Raw genomic sequence first — 24083 nt, forward strand, 5'->3', positions numbered from 1 at the left:
AAAATTAATTCTGCCATTAGGATATAAATTTATTAATTTTTTCTAATAATCTTGGAAGTTCAACTGGCTTTGTATCAAACTCATCACAACCAGCATCTAAACATTTTTTCTTATCAGACTCCAATGCATGAGCAGTTAAAGCTATTATTGGAGTTTTTATACCATCTGCTCTCAATTTTTGCGTAATCTCCCATCCATCCATTTTTGGTAAACTCATATCCATTAAAATCACATTATAATCTGGAGACTTTCCTTTGTTGTAACCTTCTTCACCATCTATCGCCATATCAACTTCAAAACCTTTTTTAATAAGTCTTCTAGATAACATATCTCGGTTCATCTCATTATCTTCAACTAAAAGAATTTTTGTCATGATATTTTTATACAGGAATTTGTAAAAATCTAAAAGATAAGATTAAATTTTAAATAGTTCAATTTTAAATATACCCTCTTTGATCATGTTTACAAACCCACCTTCAATAACTGAAATATTGTCTATTCCCATTTGATCCTGAAGAAATTTGACAGTAATTGCGCTTCTCCAATTTGATTTACAGAAAAATATTTTTGGTGTCTCTAACGGATACCCTTTGTAATAAGGGCTTTCAGGGTCTAACCAAAATTCAATAACTCCCCTTGGCATATTAATTGCGCCTTTCACTGTCCCTGTCTTTTCCAACTCTCTAGGATCCCTAATATCAAAGAGTAAAGGTGTAGGATTATTTTTTTCTAATATATCTTTGGCTTCTTGAGGAGTTAAAATATTTACCTCTTTTTGAGCTTCTTCAACTAATTCTGTAGATGTTTTTTTTAATTTCATTAAATGAATTAATAGTCAGCATCAGTCGAGATTGGATAGTTAGTTCCAATTTCCCAGTCAATACCTCGGTTAGTTGAACCGCACAGAGCTTCACCTGCGCCAGGCTGCATAAATGGACCATTGGCAAAACCTGTAGCACCATTGTTATCCCAAATTTGTGATGAAGTATAACCTGCTCTCGTTAAATTAGTTAAACCTCTATTATATGATATTCCAATAATTGATTGGTCAGCATTAGATCTTGCAATAAATTCTGATGAGTCACCACTTTCAGTATAACCTTCTGCACTATATGTGGTGCCATCTCGGTAATGAGCGTAAACCATAAAATTAGAGCTTTCAACTGGACAATTCCATCCTTTTCTAAAACCATTCCCACTTGGTGTGGACCTGTTGCACATTATTTGCACCATCCCTTTTTTATGTTCTCCTCTGTATTCAGAGTCTACTGTAATCATTTTTTTATTTGGAAACCACGGATTAGTCATATCTTTAAAATGTTCTTTTACTGAAAAAACAAAATGTGCGCATGTGGAATTAGAAGATATTTTGTCTCCTGTAGCAGTTCCGTCAGGTGCAATTTCATTCATGGCTGAGGACAAATCATTTGAGACAACGGTATATTCGAAATCAACCGCTTTTAAGATTGTTTGAATATTTTGCTCAAACACTTTCATTTTTGCATTTTCAACATACCTATCGTACCCAACAACCCCAACACCAGCTAAGACACCAATGATAGCTACAACAACGAGTAACTCCACGAGTGAAAAACCATTCTTAAATTTATTCATTAAATATTTATATTAAATTAACTCCCAGGGGTATATGCGGCATCAGTATCAATATTATCGGTTCCCGTATTCCAATCTCCATGGGTGTCTTGATCCCATCCACACTCAGTTTGTGCAGTAGCTATGTTTTCAGTGTACTTGCCGCCTATGCCTTTATGTGATTGTCGTGGTGTAATTCCGCTTACACCTTTTGGGTCGTAATAAACAATTACTCTAAATCTAGCTTCTAACATTGGGCACCCTCCTCCTGAACCATAACCACCTGATGCCCTATAACAAAAGAAAGATATCATGCCTGGTTCATGGGTATTCCAGGCACGGTTATCAACAGTGATACTAGTTTTATCTGTTCGGTATGGATTTCTAAAAGCTGTATTATCTTTTAGTAAATGTTTTTTCATTGATACCAAAAATTCAATACAAGTCGTATCACCGCTAATTTTATTTCCTGTAGCATTCCCATCTTTATCATATTCATCAACGGCACTTCCAAGATCATTTTTAACAATAAGATCTTCTGTTTCCATCATTCTTAAAATTTTTTCATAATTTTGGTCTAGAACTTTTCTTTTTGTATTTTCAACGTATCTATCGTATCCAACAACACCAACTGAAGCCAAGACACCAATGATGGCTACCACTACTAATAATTCGACAAGTGAAAACCCTTTTTGAGTCATAGAACTACTTTACCAAAAAAATTAGATTATAGAAATTTTCTTAAAAAATACTCAATAATCAGCTTCAGTTAAAATTGAATTGGTAACACTCCAGGCACCGTATACAGGATCTGTACTTGCAGAGCTATCTGACCATCCGCAATCAGATTTTTTTTGAGGCCAATTTGTTGAAAAATTCCCCCCACCTATGTATGCAACCATTTCTTTTGGTTGAGGACCAGATCCTTGTGAACCTCTATCTGTAAAATAAGTATGCACCCTAGCAGCGGCAGCTCCGGAACTTATTGCGCAACCAGATCCTGATCCAAAACCTCCATTAGTTAAATAGCAGTACATTTGGATATGGCCTTTTTTATGATTTGCCCTTCCTTCAGTATCTATTGTAATAGCTTTTTTTCCTTTCACCCAGGGGTTTTGAAATCCGTTTTCCTGACCTTCAAAATGCTTTTTCAAAGACCAAATAAAATTATAACAAGTCGTAAATTCTCCAACTTTTGACGCAGTAGCCTCTGTTATTCCTGATGTTGTTGGTGTTCCATCTGAATCTCGCTGTATCCAATTTCCCGCATTATCTCTTTCTCTCATTGCTGAACCAAGATTGTTTTGTAAAATTGTAAATTCAGTCTCAAAAGCTCTTACAATAGTATTATGCATTTGTTCCAAAACTTTACGTTTAGTATTTTCAACGTACCTGTCATACCCAACAATCCCAACCCCGGCTAAAACACCAATGATGGCTACCACTACTAATAATTCGACAAGTGAAAATCCTTTTTGAGACATTCTTTTTGGTAACATGATTTACCTGATTCTCCAAGAAACTGGGGTTAAAATAACTTTTTCTCTAGCTTGTAAATTTTTTGTAAATCCGTGAGTTTCATTGAGCGCTGGGTTGGTATAATTAAGATCTACCTTTATTCTTCTTATGCCAGGAGTATATGTTTCTGGATTTGAGGAACAGTCATGTTCTTTTCCACAACTTTTATAAAATACATTCGTTAATCCAGCTTTAAATTGATCCATAGTAATTCCAGTTTGAGGTGTGATCCTTAAAGGTGTAGAGTTTCCATCAAAGGATTGGTTAACTGTCCATCCTGATGGAATATTGGTTATGTCAATACTATCCTCATCATCCATGTAAATTGAATTTGATGACCCATCATTATAAAAACTAAATTCAACAGTATTTGGAACAGTGGTTGATGTAAAACCATAATCAGCTGTAACCGTTGCAACTTCTCCTTCGGTTCCAATATCTCCTTTTACCACAGGAGCTGAAACAATGGATTCTAATGGTATGAGTTGTCCTTCTGGTCCTCGACCACATGATAATATTCTATAATACGCAACGTCTTCACCAGGTGGAACGTTTATAGATGGAGCGGTATCATGGTCAGTTACTAGAGGATATTTAGCAAATGTTGTTTGCCATTTTGTTTGATTGTCTCCTGTTAAACTTAATCCCATCACAGTTAAATGATTTTTATCAGCATCAGCTTTTGTAGCATTATCATTTACAGTGCTTCCGCTGCCTTCATTAAATTTATAATAACTTATTAAATTAGGTTCAGAACCAGTAAGACGCGTTCTGTAATTATCAGCAATATTTGATTGTGTTCTAGAGTTGCTCCAGATTCTAACTTCGGTAATATTCCCAAGCCAAGGAACGCCTTGAAATTCTACACCATTATTTTTTGCTGTTGTTACAGTATCACCCGTTGTCCCTTCATCAAAACCATTAAGTCCATTTCCAATAACAAGTGGCAAATAATCCACACTCGTATCACCATCTGTATTTTGATTGGGGAGCAAATTGGCTCCTGTTGCGGATGTCCCAAACGTTGTGTCAGAATTGTTAAAACTCGCATCCCAAGTACCGGTGAGCATTCCATTTTGATAAATACGAGTATTTCCTGTTGCAGATCCTCCATCCCAAACCCAGGCAAGATGTGTCCATTGTTTTCTAACAACATTTAAATTATTTGCTGGATCTGTTGATGTTAATTCGTATGCACCAATTCTAGGAGAGTATTTATGATCATAAGAATCGTTATTGATAACTTTTAAAACAACATCCCAGTATCTTCCATACTCCCAGGCATGCATATTATAATTCACATCATCCTTGTCATTGTAAACCCACATTTCAACAGTAAATTGATCTTCCGGAAAATCTTTGAACTTTCTGACATATGCTCCAGATCGAGATTCTCCTAAGCCATCTGATGCTCCGCCTGGACCAAATCCTCCAAAATATAATGACCGAATATTATCCGCATATCGTTGGATAAAGACTTCATATTGAATTCCTGCAAATTTAGAGTCGGTTCCTAAATTTCCTTTAATCCATTTTGTAAAATGAATATCTTTTGTGTTATCAGTATAACCATGACGATTTAAACATTGGTTGTTAGAATTATCAATGTGAGAGGTGTTTTGAATATCAAGCAAAGAAAATTGATCCTTATTCATTTCAGTCAGTAACCAATTTTTAGCCGCTTGAACTCCAGATTCTGATGCAAGTTTAACTTGCTGATAAACGCTATTTCTTGTCGTCGATTTTAACGCATTGTCATAATAAAAATTCATTGAAGCTGTCATTAAAGACAGCGCAGCGACAACAGCAATGACAAATACTAAAACAAAACCTTTTTCATTATTATTCATCAATAACTCACATTCCTCATAAACGCGGCAGCGTTATATTTTTCAATGATTTTGTCACCTGGATCTTCAAGTTCAATATCAAAATTTAAAATATTATTTTTCTTTTGTATTTTAAATTTTTTAAAGTGTTTAGCTACAGGTTCCCAAGATAATGGCATGGTATCATCATTATTTAATGTACAATTATCCGAGTCATAAATTCTTTTTTTTAATACTGTCTTTTCTGTATCACCTGATTGTTCAGTTCCAATTTCATATTCAACAATTTTTCTCTGAATGGTTCCATCATTATTTTCATGATCAAAACAAGCAGATACCCTATCTGCATCATTTCCATCCGTGACCGCATTGTTGGATGTATCGAATAATCTAATAGCATTTGCATCTGTTATTTCAGTTGAGGCATCAATATGTTTATATCCTGCAGTTTTTAAATCGAGTTGCAGTGAATGAATTGCAAACCTTACTTCTTGTTTGATGACACTGTGATTGAGTTGTCTGACAAACGTTTGTTGGAAGTTGTTGTAAATAAAATAAGCGGTTCCCATAACAATCGTAGAAATCACAACTGCCATCAATGCCTCGGCTAAGGACATACCACTTTGATATTTTTTACTTTTATTAAGAACCATTGGTAAAATGTCTCCTAAAAATTTCTGTAACCGTATCTTGTTTAATCGTGATGGTAACTTGGGTTTTAGTAACAGATGTAAATTGATCGACCCCACTAATCTGATCTGTGACCCCATCATTATTATCATCAACCGGAATATTAACGGTAACGTCATCAACTTCTAATAATCTTTTATCTCCACTCAGTGCACGACCAAGATGGTTGTTAAGTAAGTCACCCCACTTTTCTAAATTGGTCACAATATCAGATGATAAAGTCGCCTTGTAGGTGTTGTCTTGATATTTTAATAAATCCAAATCATCATAAGGTTCTAAAGATCCATTGGCATTTAAAGTAAAAGTTAGCTTTGCATTAGCTACCGCATTGGTAGCCAAGCTTAAATTTGGTAAAGTATTTGGAACATCTGATCGTTTTACTGTCAAAGTTGATCTTGTATTTGTAAGTGCAGTATTAGCTGTAATTTCATATGTTCCTGGAACTCCTGCAATTACAAAGCGATCACCCACCTCAGGCAATGATGTCAGTGCACTAATGACGATTGATTGAGTTGAACCTCCTGAAGGGTTGGTGTTTTGAAAAACAACGGGATCTCCATATTGATTTGGTTTTGGAGCATAAACTGCATTGAGTTCCTCAAATATTAAATCAACTGCATAAGCAGCTTTGTCAAATTTTCTAAGAAGAGTGAATCTTTTCTCTTGTTCTGACTGGAGCGTCATAAAAACTACAACTGAAATTGCAAGTATCGTTGAGGCGGTAATAGCCTCTACAATCGATAATCCTTTTTGTTTTTTAAATTTATTTTTAATCAATTCGACTCCCAATGTTAAAAAAGCCTGATGAGTAGACATTTAAAAAATCTGATTTTCCTCCAGCTCGATTTGAAGCTGTAATGGACCCTCTTGCATTCTCAGGCATAGTTGCGTTTGGTAAAATACAAAAATAATTATTTGCATCAGAAACAGCCGTACAATTTCCAGTAAGTGATGTGCATTTTTTAATTACAAAATGTTCTAATTCCTTTGTGAGATCATCAACTTTTGCACCGTTGTTACCAACACCTGAAAAACTAGAACAAGGTGGTGATGAGCTTTTGTGAAACTCAGTATTAAAACGGTTTAAACTCTCATCTTTATAAACTTCTAATTCTGCCGTGTTATCACTGTCATTATTTACAATTTTAATACGGTACGCATTTCCATCTTCCATAGCCATCTGACGTACTAAATTAAATTGTGATCTAACAATTGAAATATCACCTTGATAATTTTCACTCACACCAAAATTATTTATTGCTGGTAGACCTATTCCAACCACGATGGATGCCACTGCAATTACAACTAATAACTCGAGTATACTAAAACCATTGCGATTCATCTTCTTTATAGTAATGTATTTACAATGAATTGGCCGATTTTAAAAACTAAGTTTTTCTTGCGTGTTTATCTCATGGTCACCTTTTCTTGTATGGTCAATATGGTTTCTGGTAAGATCTTACTAATATCCATGAAGCATTTTATTATTGCTTCAAAAGTAGGTTTGGTATGCGCTGGAGGTTTTGCGTTAGTGACGCTTCTCACGTCAAAACTGATTCAAAATAAATATTTTTTAGCAGGATATGTTTTTTTAGCCACTGGAGTGATTGATTATTTTACTCATCCAACACATTTTGGAGCTCACTATACTGAAGCAGTTACAACTGGACTTGGAGCAGCTTTAATTTCAATTGTTGTATCTTTTATATTAGATAAAAATAAGTAAACATATACGATATGAGATTAAAATTATTATTGCTTATCATTTGTTTATCACTTTCAAAACTAAGCTATGCGGATAATCGTTACTTTGGAGAGTTAAGATACATAAACCCTATTTTTAGTACGGGTGATAATCAAGATAATCAGCCGTTAGCAGATGCTAGGTTTCCATCGGGATCAAAAATCTTTACTGAAGAAGAAGAAAATTATGGAATTGCCCTGGGTTTAGAATTTAATAAAAATCACTCATTAGCAATATCCTTTGAAGATAAAGATACGCAGTGGAGACAAAATAATTTTGCATCACCAGGTACACCACCCACAAATTATAATTATATTTTTAGGGATCTTGAGATTCAAAATCTTTTACTTGAATATAACTACATTATACCAGTAAAAAATTGGTTTAAAGTTAAAGGTATTTTAGGAGCAGGTTTATCTCATTTGGAAACCAATGATATTACCTATTATGATGCACCAGCTCCTGGACCTGGTGTAGGCACATCAACTGATACTCCTGGAGCGGGCGTTTATGATTTTTCACACAAATTCGGTTTTGGATTAGAAGCTAGGTTAACAGGCGAAAATTATATTAATCTTTCATGGGTCAGAACAAATTACGGAAAAGCTGAAGCTAACAAAGGTAATTTTAGACCAGCCACTGAAACTGAAATTATTGAAGAACAAGTTATTTTAGGGATAAAAAAATATTTTTAACCTACCGCTTGACCTACACTGAATATCGGTAAATATAAAGCGACCATCAACAATCCAATAATTGCACCAATAACAACAATCATTAAAGGCTCAATGATTGATGATAAGGCTGCAACAACACCGTCAAATTCTTCTTCATAATATACAGCAATAGATTTAAACATTTCTTCCATATTACCTGTTTTTTCACCAACTGCTGTTAATTGAGATAGTGCGAGTGGAAATACATGTGTTTCATTTTTTAAAAGCTCAGACAAGGTTTGTCCGGTTACAATTTTTTTTGAAATTCTCTCTATAGCATAAGCAAAAACTAAATTGGTTGTAACTGTTTGAGCAATTCTTAAAGTTTCTATAATGCTTACCCCAGCTCGTGTAAGGTTTTCCATAATCATACACATTCTTGAAACAGTAGACTTAATAATCAAGTCTCCAAACAAGGGAAATTTTAAAAAACGTTTATGCATCATATGCCTAAAACCTTCGATGTTATTGTATAAAAATTTGTAAATAAATCTGAAAACAAAAATAGTGATTGCTATTCTCATGATATTTCCACCATCTGCAATAAACCGACTTGCGTCTACAATAATCAGTGTTGGACCCGGTAATTTTACACCCATATTGGCATACATCTTCTCGAAGACAGGGACCACTTTCCATAGCATGAATATGGTAATGGTTGTTGCCACAGTTAAAAGCATAATAGGGTAAAACAGAGCGCTTTTAATTCCAGATTTTATTTTTTGATTTTTTTCTAACAATTCAACTAACTTGATTAAAAATTCATCTAATTTACCACTGGCTTCACCGGCAGAAATCATATTGATATAAATGTTATCAAATATTTTTGGATGTTTTTTAAATGCATCAGTTAAATTCATTCCTGAATTTAAGTCTTTCACAATATTATGTGCTGTCATCTTCATTTTCATATGAGCCGTTTGGTCTCTAATCATCATAATAGACTCTAAAATAGGAAGACCTGCTTTAATCATCGTTGACACTTTTTTTGTAAATTGAAGCAGTTCTTTTGCAGGAACTGTTGCCCAGGGTCCAAAGTTTAAATAAATCTGACCGCCTTTAAAAATAATGGGAGCGTTACTAACTGGAATGTCTTCAATTTGATTAACTTCTTTTTTTTGAGCTGAAGCTTTTTTAATTCCTGTAACGATAATTTTTTTTTGTCTAAGAGCTAAAGATGCTGCTTTTGGATCTGAGGCGTTAATTTCTCCATTAATCCTTTTTCCTGCTTGAACGCCTGAATATGCAAATGTAGCCATAAATTACGTAACCAATATTCTAGAATATTCATGGATATCTATAACACCGCTTTTAATAAAACCTCGACCAATATCTTGCATCGTTTTAAATCCACCTTTTTTTGCAACTTCTAGCAACTCGTCTCCTCTTGCATCTCTTAATATAGCCGACTCCAATTCAGGAGTTTTTTTTAAAACTTCATAAATACCTTGTCGTCCTTTATAACCTGTGTTGCCACACTCACCGCAGCCTCCGCCTTTTTTAGCTTTAAACGTAGATAGCTCTTCTTGTTTAAAACCAAGTTTTAGCAAACTAGGTTCCGTTGCTTGATCATCTTCGATAAGACAGCTCTGGCATGATTTACGTGCAAGACGTTGCGCAACAATTAAAGTTAAAGCTGAAGCCACCATAAAGTTTGGCACGCCCATATTTGTTAATCTAACAACTGTGGAAACAGCATCATTCGTGTGTAGCGTACTTAAAAGTAAGTGCCCTGTAAGTGCAGCCTTAATTGCAATGTTTACAGTATTTTTATCCCTGATCTCTCCAACGAGTATCACCTCGGGATCTTGTCTTAAAAAAGATTTTAATATGTTTTCAAAAGTTAAACCTATTTCTTCATTTGCTTGAACTTGACCCACACCTTTTAAATAAAATTCAACAGGATCTTCTGCGGTCATAATGTTTTTTCCTGGACTGTTAATTTTTTTTATACAGCCATAAAGAGTTGTACTTTTACCACTTCCTGTTGGGCCGGTTACCAAAACCATTCCTTGGGGCGCTGTTATTGCTGTGACTAAATTTTTGTAATCTTCAGGATCTAATCCAATTTGTTCTAATCCAAGGTCTGGGCCAGCTGCAAGCAAACGCATAACCACACGTTCACCCTCTTTAGCAGGTAAACATGAAAACCTGACATCAATATCTTCATCATCTGCACTTTTTGGTTTTGGATTTTTAAATTGCAATTTACCGTCTTGGGGTAAACGTCTTTCGGAAATATCACACCCCGCCATAATTTTTAAACGAGTAATAATAGCGTTATAATTTTCCATTAAAAAACTAGTAAATTGAGTTTGCTCTTGTAAAACACCATCTTTTCTAAAACGAAGTCTAGCTTCACCCCTTCGGTAAGGTTCAATATGAATATCAGATGTGCCAGAGTGAAATGCTTCTAATAGTATTGCATCAACAAATGAAACCACGTCACCTTCACCAGGTTTAGCCCCTTTAGCGCCTGGAATTTTAATTCCTTGAGCCATGGGCTTTGGCTTAGCTGCAGTTTGTTCCCCACCCCCTGATGATTTTAAAGCTTCAACAACTACTTTAAATTTTTTTGCGTTTTCAATGTTCGAGGGTTTAGCAACATAAATCTCAATATTACACCCTGTCATACTTTTCATTTTGCTTGCTAATGTTGATTTTGTTGGATCAAAAATTGCAACTTTTAATATTTTACCAACTAGATCAAAGGGAATGATTTCATTTTGTTGGATAAACTCCTTTGGAAGCTTTGCTAGAGCTTCTTTTTTTACCGTTTGCTCAGTTAAATGAATTTTTCTAAGGGCATAGTTTCTAGAAATGGCGGCAACAATATCATCCTCGGTAACTTTTTTGCCTTCGATTAAGTAATGCAAAATACCAAGTGGCGCTTTTCCATTACCATCATATTTTTTTTTTGCTTCAGCAATCATGGGTTCAGATAATTTTCCCATGGTTTTTAAAAGATTTGTTACTTTTAAACTAATCTCTGGTGAAATCGATGGCATAAACAGAATATAAAGGTTTGGCCAATTTATACAATATTTGCGGTCACAAATATTAACAGCTGAGACTTGGTATCGTTTTTAGTTTTAGTTTTAAAAAACTCACCTAAAATTGGTATTCTATGTAACAAAGGAACAAAAATAATATCGTCTTGCTTCGTATTTTTATATACCCCACCAAGAACCGCAACATCTCCAGAATTTAATACCACTGTAGAGGTTACGTTTTCAGTATTTTTTGGAGTATTTGAGTCTGTTCCACCTGATCCAAGCGAGTCATTAGCTAAAGTAATTTGCAATCTAACCTTGTCACCAATGATTGTAGGTGTAACCGCAAAGTTTAAAGTAAAATCTAATGTCTCAAATCCACCCGCATCTCCTCCGGATGCCGGAACAGATCTTACTTGTTGAGTACCTTGGCTAATTGTTGCTTGCTCTCCATCAATTGCAAAAATTTTAGGATTGGATATGGTTTCAGAGTTCGTATCAGAAACTGATGCAGCAATCGTTGCACCCAATCTTGCTCTACCAAGTCTTGCTAAAATAAAAACACCCCCTTGTAATGTTGGTGCTGTAATATCCGTATCAGCACCAGCGCTCGGTGTACCCACTTGAAGATTATTTCCCTGTGGATTTGCAGCTCCAACCATAGTTCCAATACCATCTTGACCACCAGCTCTCCAGTTACCACCAGCATCACTCACAGCCTCTAAATTAGCATCAAATTTTTGTGTAAAACCATCTTCTGCATTTACAATAAACGCTTCAATCATGACTGATTTTTTTTCAATATCAATTTTATCCAGTAGTTTTTCAGTTCGGTCTAATTGTTGTTTTGTTCCAGTAATAATGAGCTGGTTATTAATTTGATCATTAGTAACTGTCATTCCGTCAATAACAGCATTAATACTGGCCACTAAGTCATTAGATGTTTGGTTGAAAACTTTAAAAATTTCAGTTTTTGTTTCTTCTGCAACTTCACTCTGAGCATTGCCAGCATCTGTTGCTGTGTTTGCGGGAGCGGTTGATGCACTGTCATTTCCAAGTGACTGAAGGTTTTGATTAATTGTATTGGTATTATCAATTTTTTGTTTTTCTAATTCTATAAATTTCTTTTTAGTATGAACTCTAAGCATCCCAGATGATTGATCATGTAACATCACAAGGTTATTCATTTCTAAAATTGCATAAACCGCTGATCCCCATTTAATATCTTGAAAATCAACTGTAATGGTTCCAGTAACTTCATCACCTATAATTAAATTTCTTTTAACAATACTAGAAAACAATTTAAGCGCTGACCTTATATTTATAGAGTCAAATTTAAGTGTTATTGGTACAGTTTCTAAGGTTTGAATTGGCAAATTTAAATCAATGATATCTTTTGGGCCTAGCGATGCTTCAGTTGCAATAGGCTGATCCAAAGAAACTCTTCTTGAACTTTTTTTTGTTACCGATTTAAAGGATTTTGCATCTTTGGCAAATTGATCAGAATTTTTCTTTAATTCTGTAATTGATTTTTTAACATCAAAATTTTCTATATCTTGCTTAGTGACTTTGTCTTTACTTTTATAAGCCATGTCCGGTCTTTTCTTGCCACATGATGCTGTGAAAATTAAAAATAACGATAATGTTAAAACTAAAATTTTTTTCATTACTTAAATAAATCCTCTACATTTGTAATTGAATTTTCTTCACTTGATGCTTGCTCTTGAGCTACAGGTGTTTGGGCTGCAGGTGATCCTTCGCTTCCAGGTTCAGCAGGTATCCCACCGGCTGAGGGAGTTGCTGTACCTGCGGGTGATGGCGTGGTTGGTGCCTGAGGTATTGAAGCAACCTGTCTTACGATCGGCGCATTAATTTGAAAAGAAAACTCTTCATAATTTTCTAAAACTTTCATTTCACGGTTTGTAATTTTAACAATCTTGCCATCATTCTTTCCAAGCTTATCACCTTCTCTAACCATAAATTGTTTTCCTCGAATTTCGATAATAGCTAAATTTTTTGGGTTAATAGTGTAATTTAATAATCCCCTTTTTGTTTTCATCACCTCAACATTTAAAACAGGATTTACGAAAATTGGTATTTTCACATACTGATCTTTGTTTAATTTATCATTTCTAGAAAGATTATTTATTTTTAAAACTTCTTCTTTTGTTCTTCTAAATTTTTGTGCAATTTGTTCGATCGTTTCTTCTGTCGCTGTTCTATAAACATAGAAAGGAAGTAGCAATTTTTCACCAAGTTTAAGTTCATCACCTGGCATTAAATTATTAAAGCCGATTAAATCTTTTAAATCTAAGTTGTAAATTTCAGAAATCATTTCTAAAGATTGACCCTTCTGAACTTTATGCACTCTTGCTGGAAGGGTAATTCTTGTTCCCATAATTAATTTAGAACCAGGGATAATTGAATTTGCAATTTTCAACTCTTCAGGGGCATATCCGTACTGCCTTGCAATACTCTCGATTGTATCGTTTTGATTAACGATATGAGTTGTTTTAATATTACCGTAGTCAACTTTTTGAGCTGAGCCTTCACGGTTAAATGCAACCATATCTAAGTTGCCTGTTGTATTAAGCGCTGTTCCTTTGAGCGTATAATCAATAAGCTCATAAGCAATTAATGGGTCAGGTGCTAAAATATTTCCAATCGGATCAATTTTATCTGAGGACGTTTGCATTACAGGTTGTTGCATCTGCGGTTGAGGAGCTTGAACTTGAGTAACCGGATCATCTGTTTGGGGGTTTGTGTTTTCAGTTGTTCCAACGGTTTCTTTTGTTTCTTTTTCAACTTCTTTTACTAGTTCACTGCCATCACCAAGACTTCTGGTAAAAGGATCCTCAGTATTCGCAATTAAAGGTTTATTTGAAATCATGATAAACAAAGCAAATGTAAATAAAATTCTAGTCATTTTTTATCTTTTCTTTTTCATAATTTTGTCGAGCACTTTAAAATTATCAAATTTTTCACCTTCAATAGGCGCCATTGCGATAGTGGCATTGAACTTTTTTGTAATGTCCTCGTTTGGAAAAGTTTTTGGTGTAGGTTTTCCTTTTTCACTATAAAGTTGTTTTTTGTCTTGTTCAGTAAAATTTACTACATTGTTTAATTTTGCTTCCTTTACAATTTCAGCTTCGGAAAATTTATCAATCATTTGAATAATTGACTGATCATCTTTAGCTACTCCGTCTATCTCAACTTGTCTTTTGTCACTAATTTCAAACTTAGTTAATCTGACATTTTTTGGAACACTTGTTGCTAAAGAAGCAATAAGCTCGGCGGTTGTTTTTTTATTTTCCCCAAAGTAATTTGATGTTGTAACTTGTCCGCTAATTTTTCCAACTTTACCTTGATACGCTTGAATGAGCTGCTCTTTAGACTGAACATCTTTTGTAATACCTGCAAGTTTAGAAATTTCTGAAGAATTATCTAAAATTTTAAAAAGACTTCCAGCAACTAAATGGATGCCACCAAAAAAGAATATTAAAAAACTCATGAAAAAACAATATTTAGAAAATGAATTGGCTTTCCTATTAACTTTTAATTGTTCAGCGCGTGGCAACAAATTAAAATCATACATCTGATTTTCATTTGTTACATTGTATGCATTTAACTTTCTTAAACCTGCTCCAATGCAATTTATCGTTTTTGACTTATTTGGAAGTGCATCAAGATATTTTTTTTCATCATCTCCAAATGTAATACTCTCTTCTGGATCATAAGTTTTAATCACAACTTCACCAAGTTGTTTTTCTAGTCCTGTAAATAAATTTTTTGTTTTAGATTTATCAGTTACAACATTGATTAAAGATATTGGTTCACACTCATGCTGAGTTTCAAACTCAACTAAACCTTGTTTGATTTGTGATGCAAGGCGATCAAAAATCTCATCCCAAAATTCTGTTGTCACATCATCAACTTCTTCAATGGTATCTAAAAGAACTTGATCTGCTTCAACGATATTAATATCTGAAATGTTTAAACCTTTATTAGATGCAACCGTTAAATAACTATTATCTTTACTGTAATTAAATATAGCAACCGGGCTATCAAACCCTTCTTTTCCAAGTGAAGCATATAATGCATTTATTTGTGAAGCTGGATTAATATCAATGATAATTGGATTTAATCCTGCTAATCTAAAAATGTTAACATAAGCTTCGACTAGTTTTTTTTCAATTGTAACCAAAGTTACATTCATCACGCCTAACTCTTCATTAGATGAAATGATTTGATAACTAGTTTCAAGTTCTTCTAAACTTTCAGGTGTTTCATCAAACTGTTCCCAAAACCCACCAAGACTAACAGTTTCTGCTAAATCTTTTGGATCCATAAGTGGAATTTGAAGATTATAAATTGTTGAACTTAACCTGCCTAAAGTAATCGCAACATCTTTGGTCTTTGTATCAATAGAATCTAAACAGTTTTTAACTTGATCGCTTAAATAAGTTGATGCTGAATAAATATCTTGATCTTTTCCAATCCCAGCAATTTGTTGGTAAGTGTAGTCTTTAACTTGCCAAGTTTTTTTCTTATAAACAAGTTCGATTAATTGAATTTCGTTATCTTTAAACGCAACGCCTAAAATTTTTTCTCCATTTAAAGAGATTTTTCCTAATTTTTGAAAAATAGGTTCTAAATTCTTATTTAATAGTTCTGTTATGTTAGCCATCTCTATTTAAAAACAAATCAACTATGCGTTGTAAATGTAACATTAGTTAATTAGTGTTTATTTTCAATGCTTTTGTTGGTAATGCTAGATTCTTGAGACTCAAATTAATGTTGTTAATCAAAGGTTTTAGACTGTCATGTTAGAAGACTTACTTCGGGACTTACCTAAGCAATACGACTTATCGGATATTCACATCAGATCGAATCAACCCATTGCGATTAGAGAAAACGGTGAAATAAAAGTTTTTAATGAAAATGTAATTAGAAGAGAAGATTTAGAAAGTTATTGGAAAAAAGCGTTAGATAAATCTCAATTTGATTACTTGATCAACAATGGGGATTTGGATTTTGCAATTGTTGTTGATGGACAAAGATTTCGTGCCAACGGTTATTATTGTTCTTATGGACCAAGTATGGTGCTTAGAAAAATTGTAACTGAAATTCCTGATATCAATAAACTTGGATTACCAGAAGCGGCACACGTTGCCATTACTCATAAAACAGGTTTGGTTTTAGTTACCGGTCAAACTGGATCTGGTAAATCAACATCGCTTGCTGCAATGATTGATCAAATCAATTCAAACCGAGCAGAAAATATTATTACCATTGAAGATCCGATAGAATTTGTTCACCCTGCAAAAAAAAGTATTATTTCACAAAGGGAAGTTGGAAAAGATACTGGAAGCTTTGCACGAGCACTAAAGTCTGCACTAAGACAAGATCCTGATGTTATTCTTGTGGGTGAGATGAGGGATTTGGAAACTATTTCTCTAGCACTGACTGCTGCTGAAACAGGTCACTTAGTTTTTGGAACGCTTCACGCTAGTAATGCAGGATCAACCATTACAAGGATATTAGATGTATTTCCCGCTGCACAAAAAACACAAGCGCAAACAATGCTTGCAGGGTCTATTAGACTAGTAATGTCTCAACAGTTATTAAAAAGAAAAGGTGGTGGAAGAATTGGTTGTCATGAAATTATGACTGGGACACCTGCAATAAGAAATTTAATCCGTGAAGGAAAAGTTGAACAAATTCCATCAACACTTCAAACATCCGCTAAAGATGGAATGTTTACGATGGAAAAATGTTTAGAGGGCCTTAAACAAAAAGGCTTGGTTGAATAATTATTTTGGCAAATCAGGTTTTTCAACAAAACGTTGTTGAGGAAATTCAGCTGTAAAGGTTCCAGTTCCTTTGCATTGATTTTTTGTATTTTCTCCCCTGCCCCGATTATCTTTAGTTCCCTTTGGCAAAACTGTTCCGTTACAATCTAAGTCTAACTGAACATTGCCAATAATTTTTACTTTAATTTCTTTAAATGTTATTCCTTTGGCAACTGTTTCTGTGCTAAAGTTATTATAAATAAAACTTGCAAATAAAAATGCAAAAAAAGCTAATGCAAAAATTTTTAAATCTCTTTTGTTCATTAATTCTTATCTTAATAACAATACTTTTATTTAGCAATCAATCTTTTGCTAATATTTATGGAATAGATTGTTCAAATAAAAAAGGAACAACAAAATGGGTTTATTCCTTTAAGAGAAAAGCTATCGTTTTATATGAACAGGATAGCAAAAAAACTAAAGTTAAATTTGAAATTAAAAAAGAAACTCCAAGCTTTTTAGAAGCTAAAGGAACGTTAAATGACTTTAAAACAACAGTGACCTTTGATATTGGAAAAAAAGAAGTCACTGTTTTGCAATCAGCAATTCAAGGTAAAAACTATTTCATGCAGTGTTCTGAACCTAGGGTTTTAAAGCAAGAATAATTAAAACGTTAAGGTAAGCTTGGTTCCACCACCTTCATCCATATGTTGATAATCAACTTTTTCACAAATATTTCTAATAAAATGAACACCAAGTCCTCCTGGTTTTACATCATCGAGTTCTCTTGGTTGAATTTGTTCAATTGGAACCTGTTTACCGTAATCTCTAATTTGAATAATTAAATTTGGATCTTTAACCTCAAAAGTGACATCAATTTTTTTATCTTTTTCTAAATTATATGCATACCTCATAACGTTTTGAACGGCTTCATCCGTTGCAAGAATAACACTGTCCTGGTCTACTCTTTGAAATCCTTTTTCTTTAATAAAAGATTTAAGGTGATCCCTAACTATTTTTAAATTTGATGGATCTGATAAAATACTAAAATTCATATATTTTAATTAATAATACTTTAATCTATAACAATTCATAAAGAATAACCATGAATGAAAAAAAAATTATTCAAATTGCAGCAAACACAGAAAGTTTTGGTTTAGAAAATAAATTTCCTTTAAAAGCAAAGTCAAAAAATAAAGTTTGTGGTGATGAAATTGCAGTTGAGGTAAATAAAGATATCAATGAAATGAGATTTGAGACTCAATCTTGTATCTTTACTCAAGCCTCAGCAGCTATTCTTGCTAATCATTTAGCTAAAATGCATAAACTCGGGTTAGAAAAAGTTCTTGATGCAATCAAAAAAAAACTTAATGGTGAGACAGGAGATTTACCAATACAAATTAAAGATTTAGATTTTTTAACTCATAAAGATCACAAAACTAGAAAAGAGTGTATTGCACTACCCTTTAATGCTGTCATAAAAGCTATTCATGATTAAAGATTTAATTAAAGCAAAGGGTGATGAAATTTCTGTATTAGAAGGGACAGATCGACTTCAGTATTTAATTGATCTTGCTAAAGAAGCTGGCGCTTTGGAAGATAAATATAAAGTTGATCAAAATAAAATATTTGGATGCGCATCTAATCTTTGGGTTATAGGGAAAAAAGATAATGGAAATATGAAATATCAATTTGATGCAGATGCTTTTATTACAAAAGGGACAACTAAATTTGTAATTGATATTTTAAATAATCAATCCGCTGAAGAAATTTCAAAATTATCTAAAGAAGACTTTAAACCCCTTGGTATTATGGAGCTTCTGACTGCTCAACGCCAAAGTGGATTGAGTAATTTATTAGATTTCTTGATTAAACTGGCTAAATAATCAACATAATGTTGCCAGAAACAATATTCAAAAAATATTAATATGAAAAAAATTATTCTTTGTACAGGTGGTACTGGTGGGCATATCTTTCCAATGATTGCACTCTATGAAGAATTAAAAAAAAATCACAAAGTTAAAATTATTACAGATAGTAGAGCAATAAAATATTTAGATCAGATTGATGATTTAACAATTATACCAGCAGAAAGTCCTTACCGAAAAAAAGGCTTTATACATTTTATAAAATCAGCATTTATTATTTTTATTTCAATGATTAAAAGTTTTTTTATCATTCTTTTTTATAAACCAAATATCGTGGTTGGATCAGGTGGCTATGTTTCGTTTCCAGTATTAATGATCGCAAGATTTTTAAAAATTAAGTTTTTTCTTTATGAAACCAATTCTGTTTTAGGTAGAGTGAACCAATTATTTTTACCTCATTGTTATAAATTATTGACTGGATATGAGCTTATTTCCTCATTTCCAGAAAAGTTTAACGACAAAATGGTTTATGTAGGCCAGCTTGTTAGGTCACAATTTAATAAAATTAATGAAGAAGGATTATTTTACGGAAAAACATCAAAAGAAGATGAGGCATTAAATATATTAATATTAGGTGGTAGCCAGGGTGCAAAAGTATTTGGTGAAAAACTACCAGAAAAATTTCTTTCTTTGGCAAAGAAAAATGTGAAACTTTCTTTGAGTCAACAAGTTCAAGAAGATCAAATAAAAAAAGTTGGCAGTTATTATGAAAATAATATCAAAGCCTCTCAGATTAATGAAAAAAAACTCGGGTTTAGCTTTATGTTATTTACCTTTTCTAATCAGATTGAAGATTTTGTTAAAAAAGCAGATATTGTTATTTGTAGATCAGGTTCATCAACTTTGTCTGAACTTGCAAGTGTAAACAAACCTTTTATTGCTGTACCATTAAAAAATTCTTTAGATAATCATCAATATCACAATGCAAAGTATTATGCCGATCAGGATTGTTGTTGGTTAGTTGAAGATAATCAAGAGATGGGTTTTAAAATTGAAAGAATAATTGAAAATGTATTTCAAACAAGAGTTTTACTTAATCATAAAATTGAAAATTTAATTAAGTTAAAAAGAGGAAACCCAATAGATAATTTTATAAACCAAATTACAAAATAAATTAGGTCACCATTGGTGAGGTAAGCTCATATAATCTACTTTTAGTTCTTTTAAAAACAAACTCTAATGCACTGGCAGAACTGATATCTTCTAATGAAGTTTTTGAACTTACCATTAATTTTATTCTGTTTTCATAAAAGACGTCAATTAAAGTAATGAAACGTTGCTGTTGATTTGCAATTCCTTCATGAAAATTTGGAATGTTTTCAATGATGATAAATTTACAAAATTTTGCAATCTCAATATAGTCTTCTGCACCAAGGTTTTGATCACATAGTTCTTTAAAATCAAACCTTGCTACACCATCATAAAATTGTTCAAGTGGAAACTTTCTTCCTCTAATAATAATTTCTTTTTGTAGTTTCTTTCTATCCTTTGTAAGTTTTCTAAATAATTGATTAATACTTGATAAAGCTTTTTTATCATTTGGGTAAAAGAAACGGTTAATTTTTGTGACATCTTGTTTTCTAAAATCAACGTCGCCTTTAAGTTCATACTCGTGAATTTTTTCTTTAATCACTTTTAAAAAAGGTAAAAATTGTTCTCTTTGTAATCCATCTTTATAAAGATCATTAATTTTTATATTCGAAGTAATTAAGATAAATATTTTTTCATCAAATAAACTTTCAAATAACTTTCCTAAAATCATGGCGTCAACGATATTGGTGACTTGGAACTCGTCAAAATATAGAAAATCTATTTTTTCTTTTAATGCTCTTGCATATTGAGTGAGTAAATTTTCAGCTTTATCATTTTTTTGGTTTTGTTGAAGGTAATCATGCACTTCAATCATAAATTTATTAAAATGAGTTTTTTTCTTTTTAATATCTAAGTACTGGTAAAACTCATTACAGATCATGGTCTTACCCACTCCAACATCGCCATGGATATAATAACCAAGCTGAGCAGGTGCTTTTGAAAATAATTTTTTTAACAGTGTTTTATCTTGCTTTATAATGGCATCGAATTCTTCAAATTTTTCAACTAAATCAAGCTGTTCGTTGTTTTTTTTAATGCTGTTTTTTTTGCAAAAGCTTTCAAATGCCTGTTTAAATGATTTCATATTTTTAATTCGAATATGTTATAACAAATTTTGATACCAATAATGAAGTCAATAAATTTACATATAATTGCTGATAAAACTAAAAAAGCTGAAAAAGTCAGACAATCATTAATAAAATCTCATTCAAATTCTACTGCTGCTGCCTGTGACTATATTGTCGTCATTGGTGGAGATGGTTTTATGCTCCATAGCTTAAAGAAACTTCAAAAATACAATAAGCCCTTTTATGGAGTGAATACGGGTAACAGAGGTTTTCTTTTAAATAAACATGGCGCTGGAAATATTATTTCAAAAATAAAAAAAACATCGTCAATAAGTTTGTATCCACTGGAAGCAAAAATAAAAACTCAAAATTCAATTAAAAAAATAATAGCCATAAATGAAGTATCCATTTTTAGACACAGTAGGCAAACCACTAAATTAGAAATTCAACTTGATAAGAAAAAAAGAATTAAAGAGCTTGTTGGTGACGGTGTGTTAGTGGCAACGCCTGCAGGAAGTACGGCATATAATTTATCTGCAAAAGGGCCTATTTTAAATTTAGATAGTCAGTATTTAGCGGTCACACCTATTAGTCCTTTTAATCCAAGAGGTTGGAGGGGTGCAATTGTATCTAATCAGTCAAAAATTATTATTAAAAATCTAGATTCTAAAAAAAGACCAGTTAATGCAGTTGCTGATAATATTGAAGTTAAACATATAAAAACTGTAGAGATTAAACTGAATAAAAATAAAAAATTTATTTTGCTTTATAATAAAAAGTTTGGCTTAAAAGAAAGAAACTTAGCGGAACAATTTAAATTTTAAAAGACTCACCGCATCCACATCGTTCAGTTTCATTTGGATTATTAAACACAAATGATGATGTAAATTTATCGACTTTGTAATCCATTTCAGTACCAAGGAGATACATAATTGCTTTAGGATCAATAAAAACATTTACGCCTTCAACTTCAATTTTTTCATCCCCGTCAACAAGTTGTTCAACATAATTCATATCATAAGTCATTCCAGCACAACCTCCTGATTTAACTGATATACGTAAACCTAAAGCATTTTTATATTCATCAGAACTCATGATTTCTTTAAGTCTTGTTTTTGCTTGATCTGAAAATGTTAATATTGAACTCATAAGCCTAATTCCAATCTTGCAGCCTCTGACATTTTAGTTTTATCCCAAGGTGGTTCCCAAACAATTTTAACTTCTACTTCTTCAAGCTCATCAATTTCTTCAATAGTTCGTCTTACTTGCATTGGTAAAGTTTCAGCAACTGGACAATGCGGACTGGTTAATGTCATATCAAGTGAAGCTTTTTTTCCATCGATTTTAACATCATAAATTAAACCGAGCTCATAAATATCAACTGGAATTTCTGGATCATAAACTGTTTTTAATTTCTCAACAATTTTATCCATTAATTTTGTATCTTGCTCATTCATACTTTGACCTCTGTATTATAATTATCACGATTCAAAGCTGCATTAAAGGTAGACCAACTCATCGTTGCACATTTTGAGCGCATAGGAAATTTTTGTAATTCAGAAAAAGTCATTAATAATGTTTTTTCCTCATTATTTAATAAATCAAAATTAAACTCTTTATTTTCAACCATTTTAATAAAATTTTCTAAGATATTTTTTGAGTCTTGTACTGACTTTTTATTTAAAACTTTTGTTAGAATAGAAGCTGATGCAATTGAAATTGCACACCCCGCTCCTTGAAAACAAATTTCATCATTAATATCATTCTTAATATTTGTAAAAATTTCAACCTTGTCTCCACACAAAGGATTGTTACCGTTAGCTTGGTGGGTACAAGTTTTTAGAGATTTAAAATTAAGTGGATTTTTACTGTGTTCTAAAATGGTCTGCTGATAAATTCCAATCTCACTCATTTAACCAAAAATCTTCTGACATTTTTTAATAGCCTCATCTAAAACTAAAATGTCATCTTTATTATTATAAACTCCAAATGATACTCGAACTGATGAATTTACATCTAATCTATCATGTAAAATTTGACAGCAATGATGTCCTCCCCTAACTGCTACGCCCTCCTGATCAAATATAGTGGATACATCATGAGAGTGAATATTTTTAATATTAAATGAAAATACACTTCCTTGCTCTTTAGGAGAACCAACAAACTCTACTGCATTATTTTTTTTAAGTGTCTCTACAGCAAAATCCTTTAATTCATCTTCATATTTACAAATTTTTTCTTTTCCTATCTGATTAATAAAATTAATCGATTCCTTTAAAGCCACAACTTCAGCAGTTGGCATAGTTCCAGCTTCAAATTTCCAAACCCCTTTTGCGTAAGCAACATCATCTTTTGAAACAAAATCAATCATACCGCCACCTCCGATAAAAGGATCAAAAGCTTCTAACCATTTATATTTTACATAAAGCAAACCTAGTCCTGTTGGACCGTACATTTTATGAGCTGAAAAAGCGTAAAAATCACAACCCAGTTCTTGCATATCTGTTTTTAAATGAGCAGCACCTTGTGTTCCATCAACACAAACTGGAATGTTATGTTTATCTGCAATTTCTTTAATTTTTTTTATGTCAACAATTGTACCTGTTACATTTGACATGTGTGTTACAGCTATAATTTTTGTTTTATCAGTAATTAATTCTGGAAGTTTATCGATCAGTAAATTTCCATCATCATCAACTGGAATAAATTTAATCACAGCTTTTTTCTTTTTTCTAATAAAGTGCCAAGGAACATAATTTGCGTGATGTTCAAGTTCAGTGGATATAATTTCATCTCCTTCATTGATAAATTTTTCTCCAAAACAATGAGCGATTAAATTTAATGATTCTGTTGAGTTCTTTGTAAAAATAATTTCTCCATCATCTTTACAGTTAATAAATTTTTTTAATTCTTGCCTTGTCTCTTCATATTTCTCAGAAGCATTAGATGCTAACTGATAAATACCTCTTCCAACGTTTGCAAATTCAAATGAATAAAACTCATTCATTTTATCAATCACTGATTTTGGTTTTTGTGATGAGTTTGCGCTATCAAGGTAAGTTAAATTTTTACCTTTAATTTTTTTTTCAAAAATTGGAAACTGGTCTTTAACGTCTATCAT

The 24083-nt window shown here is 32.5% G+C and carries 29 protein-coding genes; 8 read left to right on the plus strand and 21 right to left on the minus strand.

The features are described from left to right. Nucleotides 1-16: 16 nt before the first annotated feature. The 9 genes from ACTTAT_RS01835 to ACTTAT_RS01875 are packed head-to-tail and all read right to left on the minus strand — an operon-like array spanning nt 17 to nt 6972. Nucleotides 17-373 (minus strand): response regulator transcription factor, encoded by a 357-nt coding sequence (locus ACTTAT_RS01835; RefSeq protein ID WP_440679356.1) that lies wholly within the window; start codon nt 371-373, stop codon nt 17-19. Nucleotides 374-415: 42 nt separating this feature from the next. Further along, nucleotides 416-820, minus strand: a complete 405-nt coding sequence (locus ACTTAT_RS01840) for a rhodanese-like domain-containing protein (RefSeq protein WP_440679357.1) — start codon at nt 818-820, stop codon at nt 416-418. An 8-nt stretch (nt 821-828) separates the two neighbouring features. Further along, nucleotides 829-1614 (minus strand): prepilin-type N-terminal cleavage/methylation domain-containing protein, encoded by a 786-nt coding sequence (locus ACTTAT_RS01845; RefSeq protein WP_440679358.1) that lies wholly within the window; start codon nt 1612-1614, stop codon nt 829-831. Nucleotides 1615-1631: 17 nt separating this feature from the next. Continuing rightward, complete coding sequence (locus ACTTAT_RS01850) at nt 1632-2294, minus strand: type IV pilin protein (RefSeq protein ID WP_440679359.1); 663 nt, start codon at nt 2292-2294, stop codon at nt 1632-1634. Between the two features lie 51 nt (nt 2295-2345). After that, nucleotides 2346-3092: a type IV pilin protein gene (locus tag ACTTAT_RS01855; protein ID WP_440679360.1), complete on the minus strand. Its 747-nt coding sequence runs from the start codon at nt 3090-3092 to the stop codon at nt 2346-2348. 3 nt (nt 3093-3095) lie between these two features. After that, the gene (locus ACTTAT_RS01860) at nt 3096-4961 is read right to left on the minus strand and encodes a LamG-like jellyroll fold domain-containing protein (protein ID WP_440679361.1); all 1866 of its coding nucleotides are present in this window, start codon (nt 4959-4961) and stop codon (nt 3096-3098) included. Next, nucleotides 4961-5593, minus strand: coding sequence for a PilW family protein (locus tag ACTTAT_RS01865; RefSeq protein WP_440679362.1), 633 nt, complete (start codon nt 5591-5593; stop codon nt 4961-4963). The genes ACTTAT_RS01860 and ACTTAT_RS01865 overlap by 1 nt, the downstream gene beginning before the upstream one ends. Further along, on the minus strand, nt 5583-6446 hold the full coding sequence (locus ACTTAT_RS01870) for a type IV pilus modification PilV family protein (RefSeq protein WP_440679363.1): 864 nt from the start codon (nt 6444-6446) through the stop codon (nt 5583-5585). The genes ACTTAT_RS01865 and ACTTAT_RS01870 overlap by 11 nt, the downstream gene beginning before the upstream one ends. Continuing rightward, nucleotides 6400-6972 carry a prepilin-type N-terminal cleavage/methylation domain-containing protein gene (locus ACTTAT_RS01875; protein WP_440679364.1) on the minus strand — a complete coding sequence of 191 codons (573 nt, stop codon included), beginning with the start codon at nt 6970-6972 and terminating at the stop codon, nt 6400-6402. The genes ACTTAT_RS01870 and ACTTAT_RS01875 overlap by 47 nt, the downstream gene beginning before the upstream one ends. Before the next feature lie 129 nt (nt 6973-7101). On the opposite strand from ACTTAT_RS01875, the gene ACTTAT_RS01880 reads away from it, so the two are divergent. Beyond that, on the plus strand, nt 7102-7356 hold the full coding sequence (locus ACTTAT_RS01880; protein ID WP_440679365.1) for a hypothetical protein: 255 nt from the start codon (nt 7102-7104) through the stop codon (nt 7354-7356). An 11-nt stretch (nt 7357-7367) separates the two neighbouring features. Next, nucleotides 7368-8069, plus strand: a complete 702-nt coding sequence (locus ACTTAT_RS01885) for a hypothetical protein (protein WP_440679366.1) — start codon at nt 7368-7370, stop codon at nt 8067-8069. Here ACTTAT_RS01885 and ACTTAT_RS01890 read toward each other — a convergent pair. From ACTTAT_RS01890 to pilM, 5 genes are read right to left on the minus strand one after another with little or no spacing between them, the layout of a single operon-like run. Further along, a complete protein-coding gene (locus ACTTAT_RS01890) occupies nt 8066-9349 on the minus strand; it encodes a type II secretion system F family protein (RefSeq protein ID WP_440679367.1) in 1284 nt (427 codons plus the stop codon). The genes ACTTAT_RS01885 and ACTTAT_RS01890 overlap by 4 nt on opposite strands. 3 nt (nt 9350-9352) lie before the next feature. After that, nucleotides 9353-11098: a GspE/PulE family protein gene (locus ACTTAT_RS01895; RefSeq protein WP_440679368.1), complete on the minus strand. Its 1746-nt coding sequence runs from the start codon at nt 11096-11098 to the stop codon at nt 9353-9355. A gap of 26 nt (nt 11099-11124) precedes the next feature. Beyond that, on the minus strand, nt 11125-12750 hold the full coding sequence (locus ACTTAT_RS01900) for a hypothetical protein (protein WP_440679369.1): 1626 nt from the start codon (nt 12748-12750) through the stop codon (nt 11125-11127). Beyond that, on the minus strand, nt 12750-14009 hold the full coding sequence (locus ACTTAT_RS01905) for a LysM peptidoglycan-binding domain-containing protein (RefSeq protein ID WP_440679370.1): 1260 nt from the start codon (nt 14007-14009) through the stop codon (nt 12750-12752). The genes ACTTAT_RS01900 and ACTTAT_RS01905 overlap by 1 nt, the downstream gene beginning before the upstream one ends. 3 nt (nt 14010-14012) lie before the next feature. Further along, a complete protein-coding gene (gene pilM, locus ACTTAT_RS01910; protein WP_440679371.1) occupies nt 14013-15770 on the minus strand; it encodes a pilus assembly protein PilM in 1758 nt (585 codons plus the stop codon). A 136-nt stretch (nt 15771-15906) separates the two neighbouring features. On the opposite strand from pilM, the gene ACTTAT_RS01915 reads away from it, so the two are divergent. Then, nucleotides 15907-16896, plus strand: a complete 990-nt coding sequence (locus ACTTAT_RS01915) for a type IV pilus twitching motility protein PilT (RefSeq protein ID WP_009360353.1) — start codon at nt 15907-15909, stop codon at nt 16894-16896. Here the strand turns inward: ACTTAT_RS01915 and ACTTAT_RS01920 are convergent, their stop codons facing one another. Further along, nucleotides 16897-17199: a hypothetical protein gene (locus ACTTAT_RS01920; protein WP_440679372.1), complete on the minus strand. Its 303-nt coding sequence runs from the start codon at nt 17197-17199 to the stop codon at nt 16897-16899. On the opposite strand from ACTTAT_RS01920, the gene ACTTAT_RS01925 reads away from it, so the two are divergent. Then, complete coding sequence (locus tag ACTTAT_RS01925; protein WP_440679373.1) at nt 17169-17540, plus strand: hypothetical protein; 372 nt, start codon at nt 17169-17171, stop codon at nt 17538-17540. The genes ACTTAT_RS01920 and ACTTAT_RS01925 overlap by 31 nt on opposite strands. On the opposite strand, the gene ACTTAT_RS01930 is transcribed toward ACTTAT_RS01925, so the two are convergent. Then, nucleotides 17541-17930, minus strand: a complete 390-nt coding sequence (locus ACTTAT_RS01930) for an ATP-binding protein (protein ID WP_440679374.1) — start codon at nt 17928-17930, stop codon at nt 17541-17543. A 50-nt stretch (nt 17931-17980) separates the two neighbouring features. On the opposite strand from ACTTAT_RS01930, the gene ACTTAT_RS01935 reads away from it, so the two are divergent. The 3 genes from ACTTAT_RS01935 to ACTTAT_RS01945 are packed head-to-tail and all read left to right on the plus strand — an operon-like array spanning nt 17981 to nt 19916. Continuing rightward, on the plus strand, nt 17981-18373 hold the full coding sequence (locus ACTTAT_RS01935) for an iron-sulfur cluster assembly scaffold protein (protein ID WP_440679375.1): 393 nt from the start codon (nt 17981-17983) through the stop codon (nt 18371-18373). Beyond that, a complete protein-coding gene (locus ACTTAT_RS01940; RefSeq protein WP_440679376.1) occupies nt 18366-18761 on the plus strand; it encodes a SufE family protein in 396 nt (131 codons plus the stop codon). The genes ACTTAT_RS01935 and ACTTAT_RS01940 overlap by 8 nt, the downstream gene beginning before the upstream one ends. A 42-nt stretch (nt 18762-18803) precedes the next feature. Next, nucleotides 18804-19916, plus strand: coding sequence for a UDP-N-acetylglucosamine--N-acetylmuramyl-(pentapeptide) pyrophosphoryl-undecaprenol N-acetylglucosamine transferase (locus ACTTAT_RS01945; protein ID WP_440679377.1), 1113 nt, complete (start codon nt 18804-18806; stop codon nt 19914-19916). Between the two features lies 1 nt (nt 19917). Here the strand turns inward: ACTTAT_RS01945 and zapE are convergent, their stop codons facing one another. Next, nucleotides 19918-20979, minus strand: a complete 1062-nt coding sequence (zapE, locus tag ACTTAT_RS01950) for a cell division protein ZapE (protein ID WP_009360360.1) — start codon at nt 20977-20979, stop codon at nt 19918-19920. A gap of 42 nt (nt 20980-21021) precedes the next feature. Here zapE and ACTTAT_RS01955 point away from each other — a divergent pair, with 42 nt between their 5' ends. Continuing rightward, nucleotides 21022-21786 carry an NAD kinase gene (locus ACTTAT_RS01955; protein ID WP_440679378.1) on the plus strand — a complete coding sequence of 255 codons (765 nt, stop codon included), beginning with the start codon at nt 21022-21024 and terminating at the stop codon, nt 21784-21786. Here ACTTAT_RS01955 and ACTTAT_RS01960 read toward each other — a convergent pair. From ACTTAT_RS01960 to ACTTAT_RS01975, 4 genes are read right to left on the minus strand one after another with little or no spacing between them, the layout of a single operon-like run. Beyond that, a complete protein-coding gene (locus ACTTAT_RS01960; protein ID WP_440679379.1) occupies nt 21776-22111 on the minus strand; it encodes a HesB/IscA family protein in 336 nt (111 codons plus the stop codon). The genes ACTTAT_RS01955 and ACTTAT_RS01960 overlap by 11 nt on opposite strands. After that, nucleotides 22108-22419 (minus strand): iron-sulfur cluster assembly protein, encoded by a 312-nt coding sequence (locus ACTTAT_RS01965; protein ID WP_440679381.1) that lies wholly within the window; start codon nt 22417-22419, stop codon nt 22108-22110. The genes ACTTAT_RS01960 and ACTTAT_RS01965 overlap by 4 nt, the downstream gene beginning before the upstream one ends. Continuing rightward, a complete protein-coding gene (sufU, locus tag ACTTAT_RS01970; RefSeq protein ID WP_440679382.1) occupies nt 22416-22874 on the minus strand; it encodes a Fe-S cluster assembly sulfur transfer protein SufU in 459 nt (152 codons plus the stop codon). The genes ACTTAT_RS01965 and sufU overlap by 4 nt, the downstream gene beginning before the upstream one ends. Then, nucleotides 22875-24083, minus strand: coding sequence for an aminotransferase class V-fold PLP-dependent enzyme (locus ACTTAT_RS01975; protein WP_440679383.1), 1209 nt, complete (start codon nt 24081-24083; stop codon nt 22875-22877).

It is taken from the genome of Candidatus Pelagibacter sp. HIMB1517 (genome assembly GCF_052047895.1).
In the GTDB taxonomy this organism is placed as follows: domain Bacteria; phylum Pseudomonadota; class Alphaproteobacteria; order Pelagibacterales; family Pelagibacteraceae; genus HIMB114.

Excerpts from the sequence above, each read along its gene's own strand:
- ACTTAT_RS01835 (WP_440679356.1), bottom strand. The coding sequence starts at position 373 with ATGACAAAAATTCTTTTAGTTGAAGATAATGAGATGAACCGAGATATG.
- ACTTAT_RS01840 (WP_440679357.1), bottom strand. The coding sequence starts at position 820 with ATGAAATTAAAAAAAACATCTACAGAATTAGTTGAAGAAGCTCAAAAA.
- ACTTAT_RS01845 (WP_440679358.1), bottom strand. The coding sequence starts at position 1,614 with ATGAATAAATTTAAGAATGGTTTTTCACTCGTGGAGTTACTCGTTGTT.
- ACTTAT_RS01850 (WP_440679359.1), bottom strand. The coding sequence starts at position 2,294 with ATGACTCAAAAAGGGTTTTCACTTGTCGAATTATTAGTAGTGGTAGCC.
- ACTTAT_RS01855 (WP_440679360.1), bottom strand. The coding sequence starts at position 3,092 with ATGTTACCAAAAAGAATGTCTCAAAAAGGATTTTCACTTGTCGAATTA.
- ACTTAT_RS01860 (WP_440679361.1), bottom strand. The coding sequence starts at position 4,961 with ATGAATAATAATGAAAAAGGTTTTGTTTTAGTATTTGTCATTGCTGTT.
- ACTTAT_RS01865 (WP_440679362.1), bottom strand. The coding sequence starts at position 5,593 with ATGGTTCTTAATAAAAGTAAAAAATATCAAAGTGGTATGTCCTTAGCC.
- ACTTAT_RS01870 (WP_440679363.1), bottom strand. The coding sequence starts at position 6,446 with ATGTCTACTCATCAGGCTTTTTTAACATTGGGAGTCGAATTGATTAAA.
- ACTTAT_RS01875 (WP_440679364.1), bottom strand. The coding sequence starts at position 6,972 with ATGAATCGCAATGGTTTTAGTATACTCGAGTTATTAGTTGTAATTGCA.
- ACTTAT_RS01880 (WP_440679365.1), top strand. The coding sequence starts at position 7,102 with ATGAAGCATTTTATTATTGCTTCAAAAGTAGGTTTGGTATGCGCTGGA.
- ACTTAT_RS01885 (WP_440679366.1), top strand. The coding sequence starts at position 7,368 with ATGAGATTAAAATTATTATTGCTTATCATTTGTTTATCACTTTCAAAA.
- ACTTAT_RS01890 (WP_440679367.1), bottom strand. The coding sequence starts at position 9,349 with ATGGCTACATTTGCATATTCAGGCGTTCAAGCAGGAAAAAGGATTAAT.
- ACTTAT_RS01895 (WP_440679368.1), bottom strand. The coding sequence starts at position 11,098 with ATGCCATCGATTTCACCAGAGATTAGTTTAAAAGTAACAAATCTTTTA.
- ACTTAT_RS01900 (WP_440679369.1), bottom strand. The coding sequence starts at position 12,750 with ATGAAAAAAATTTTAGTTTTAACATTATCGTTATTTTTAATTTTCACA.
- ACTTAT_RS01905 (WP_440679370.1), bottom strand. The coding sequence starts at position 14,009 with ATGACTAGAATTTTATTTACATTTGCTTTGTTTATCATGATTTCAAAT.
- pilM (WP_440679371.1), bottom strand. The coding sequence starts at position 15,770 with ATGGCTAACATAACAGAACTATTAAATAAGAATTTAGAACCTATTTTT.
- ACTTAT_RS01915 (WP_009360353.1), top strand. The coding sequence starts at position 15,907 with ATGTTAGAAGACTTACTTCGGGACTTACCTAAGCAATACGACTTATCG.
- ACTTAT_RS01925 (WP_440679373.1), top strand. The coding sequence starts at position 17,169 with ATGCAAAAATTTTTAAATCTCTTTTGTTCATTAATTCTTATCTTAATA.
- ACTTAT_RS01920 (WP_440679372.1), bottom strand. The coding sequence starts at position 17,199 with ATGAACAAAAGAGATTTAAAAATTTTTGCATTAGCTTTTTTTGCATTT.
- ACTTAT_RS01930 (WP_440679374.1), bottom strand. The coding sequence starts at position 17,930 with ATGAATTTTAGTATTTTATCAGATCCATCAAATTTAAAAATAGTTAGG.
- ACTTAT_RS01935 (WP_440679375.1), top strand. The coding sequence starts at position 17,981 with ATGAATGAAAAAAAAATTATTCAAATTGCAGCAAACACAGAAAGTTTT.
- ACTTAT_RS01940 (WP_440679376.1), top strand. The coding sequence starts at position 18,366 with ATGATTAAAGATTTAATTAAAGCAAAGGGTGATGAAATTTCTGTATTA.
- ACTTAT_RS01945 (WP_440679377.1), top strand. The coding sequence starts at position 18,804 with ATGAAAAAAATTATTCTTTGTACAGGTGGTACTGGTGGGCATATCTTT.
- zapE (WP_009360360.1), bottom strand. The coding sequence starts at position 20,979 with ATGAAATCATTTAAACAGGCATTTGAAAGCTTTTGCAAAAAAAACAGC.
- ACTTAT_RS01955 (WP_440679378.1), top strand. The coding sequence starts at position 21,022 with ATGAAGTCAATAAATTTACATATAATTGCTGATAAAACTAAAAAAGCT.
- ACTTAT_RS01960 (WP_440679379.1), bottom strand. The coding sequence starts at position 22,111 with ATGAGTTCAATATTAACATTTTCAGATCAAGCAAAAACAAGACTTAAA.
- ACTTAT_RS01965 (WP_440679381.1), bottom strand. The coding sequence starts at position 22,419 with ATGAATGAGCAAGATACAAAATTAATGGATAAAATTGTTGAGAAATTA.
- sufU (WP_440679382.1), bottom strand. The coding sequence starts at position 22,874 with ATGAGTGAGATTGGAATTTATCAGCAGACCATTTTAGAACACAGTAAA.
- ACTTAT_RS01975 (WP_440679383.1), bottom strand. The coding sequence starts at position 24,083 with ATGATAGACGTTAAAGACCAGTTTCCAATTTTTGAAAAAAAAATTAAA.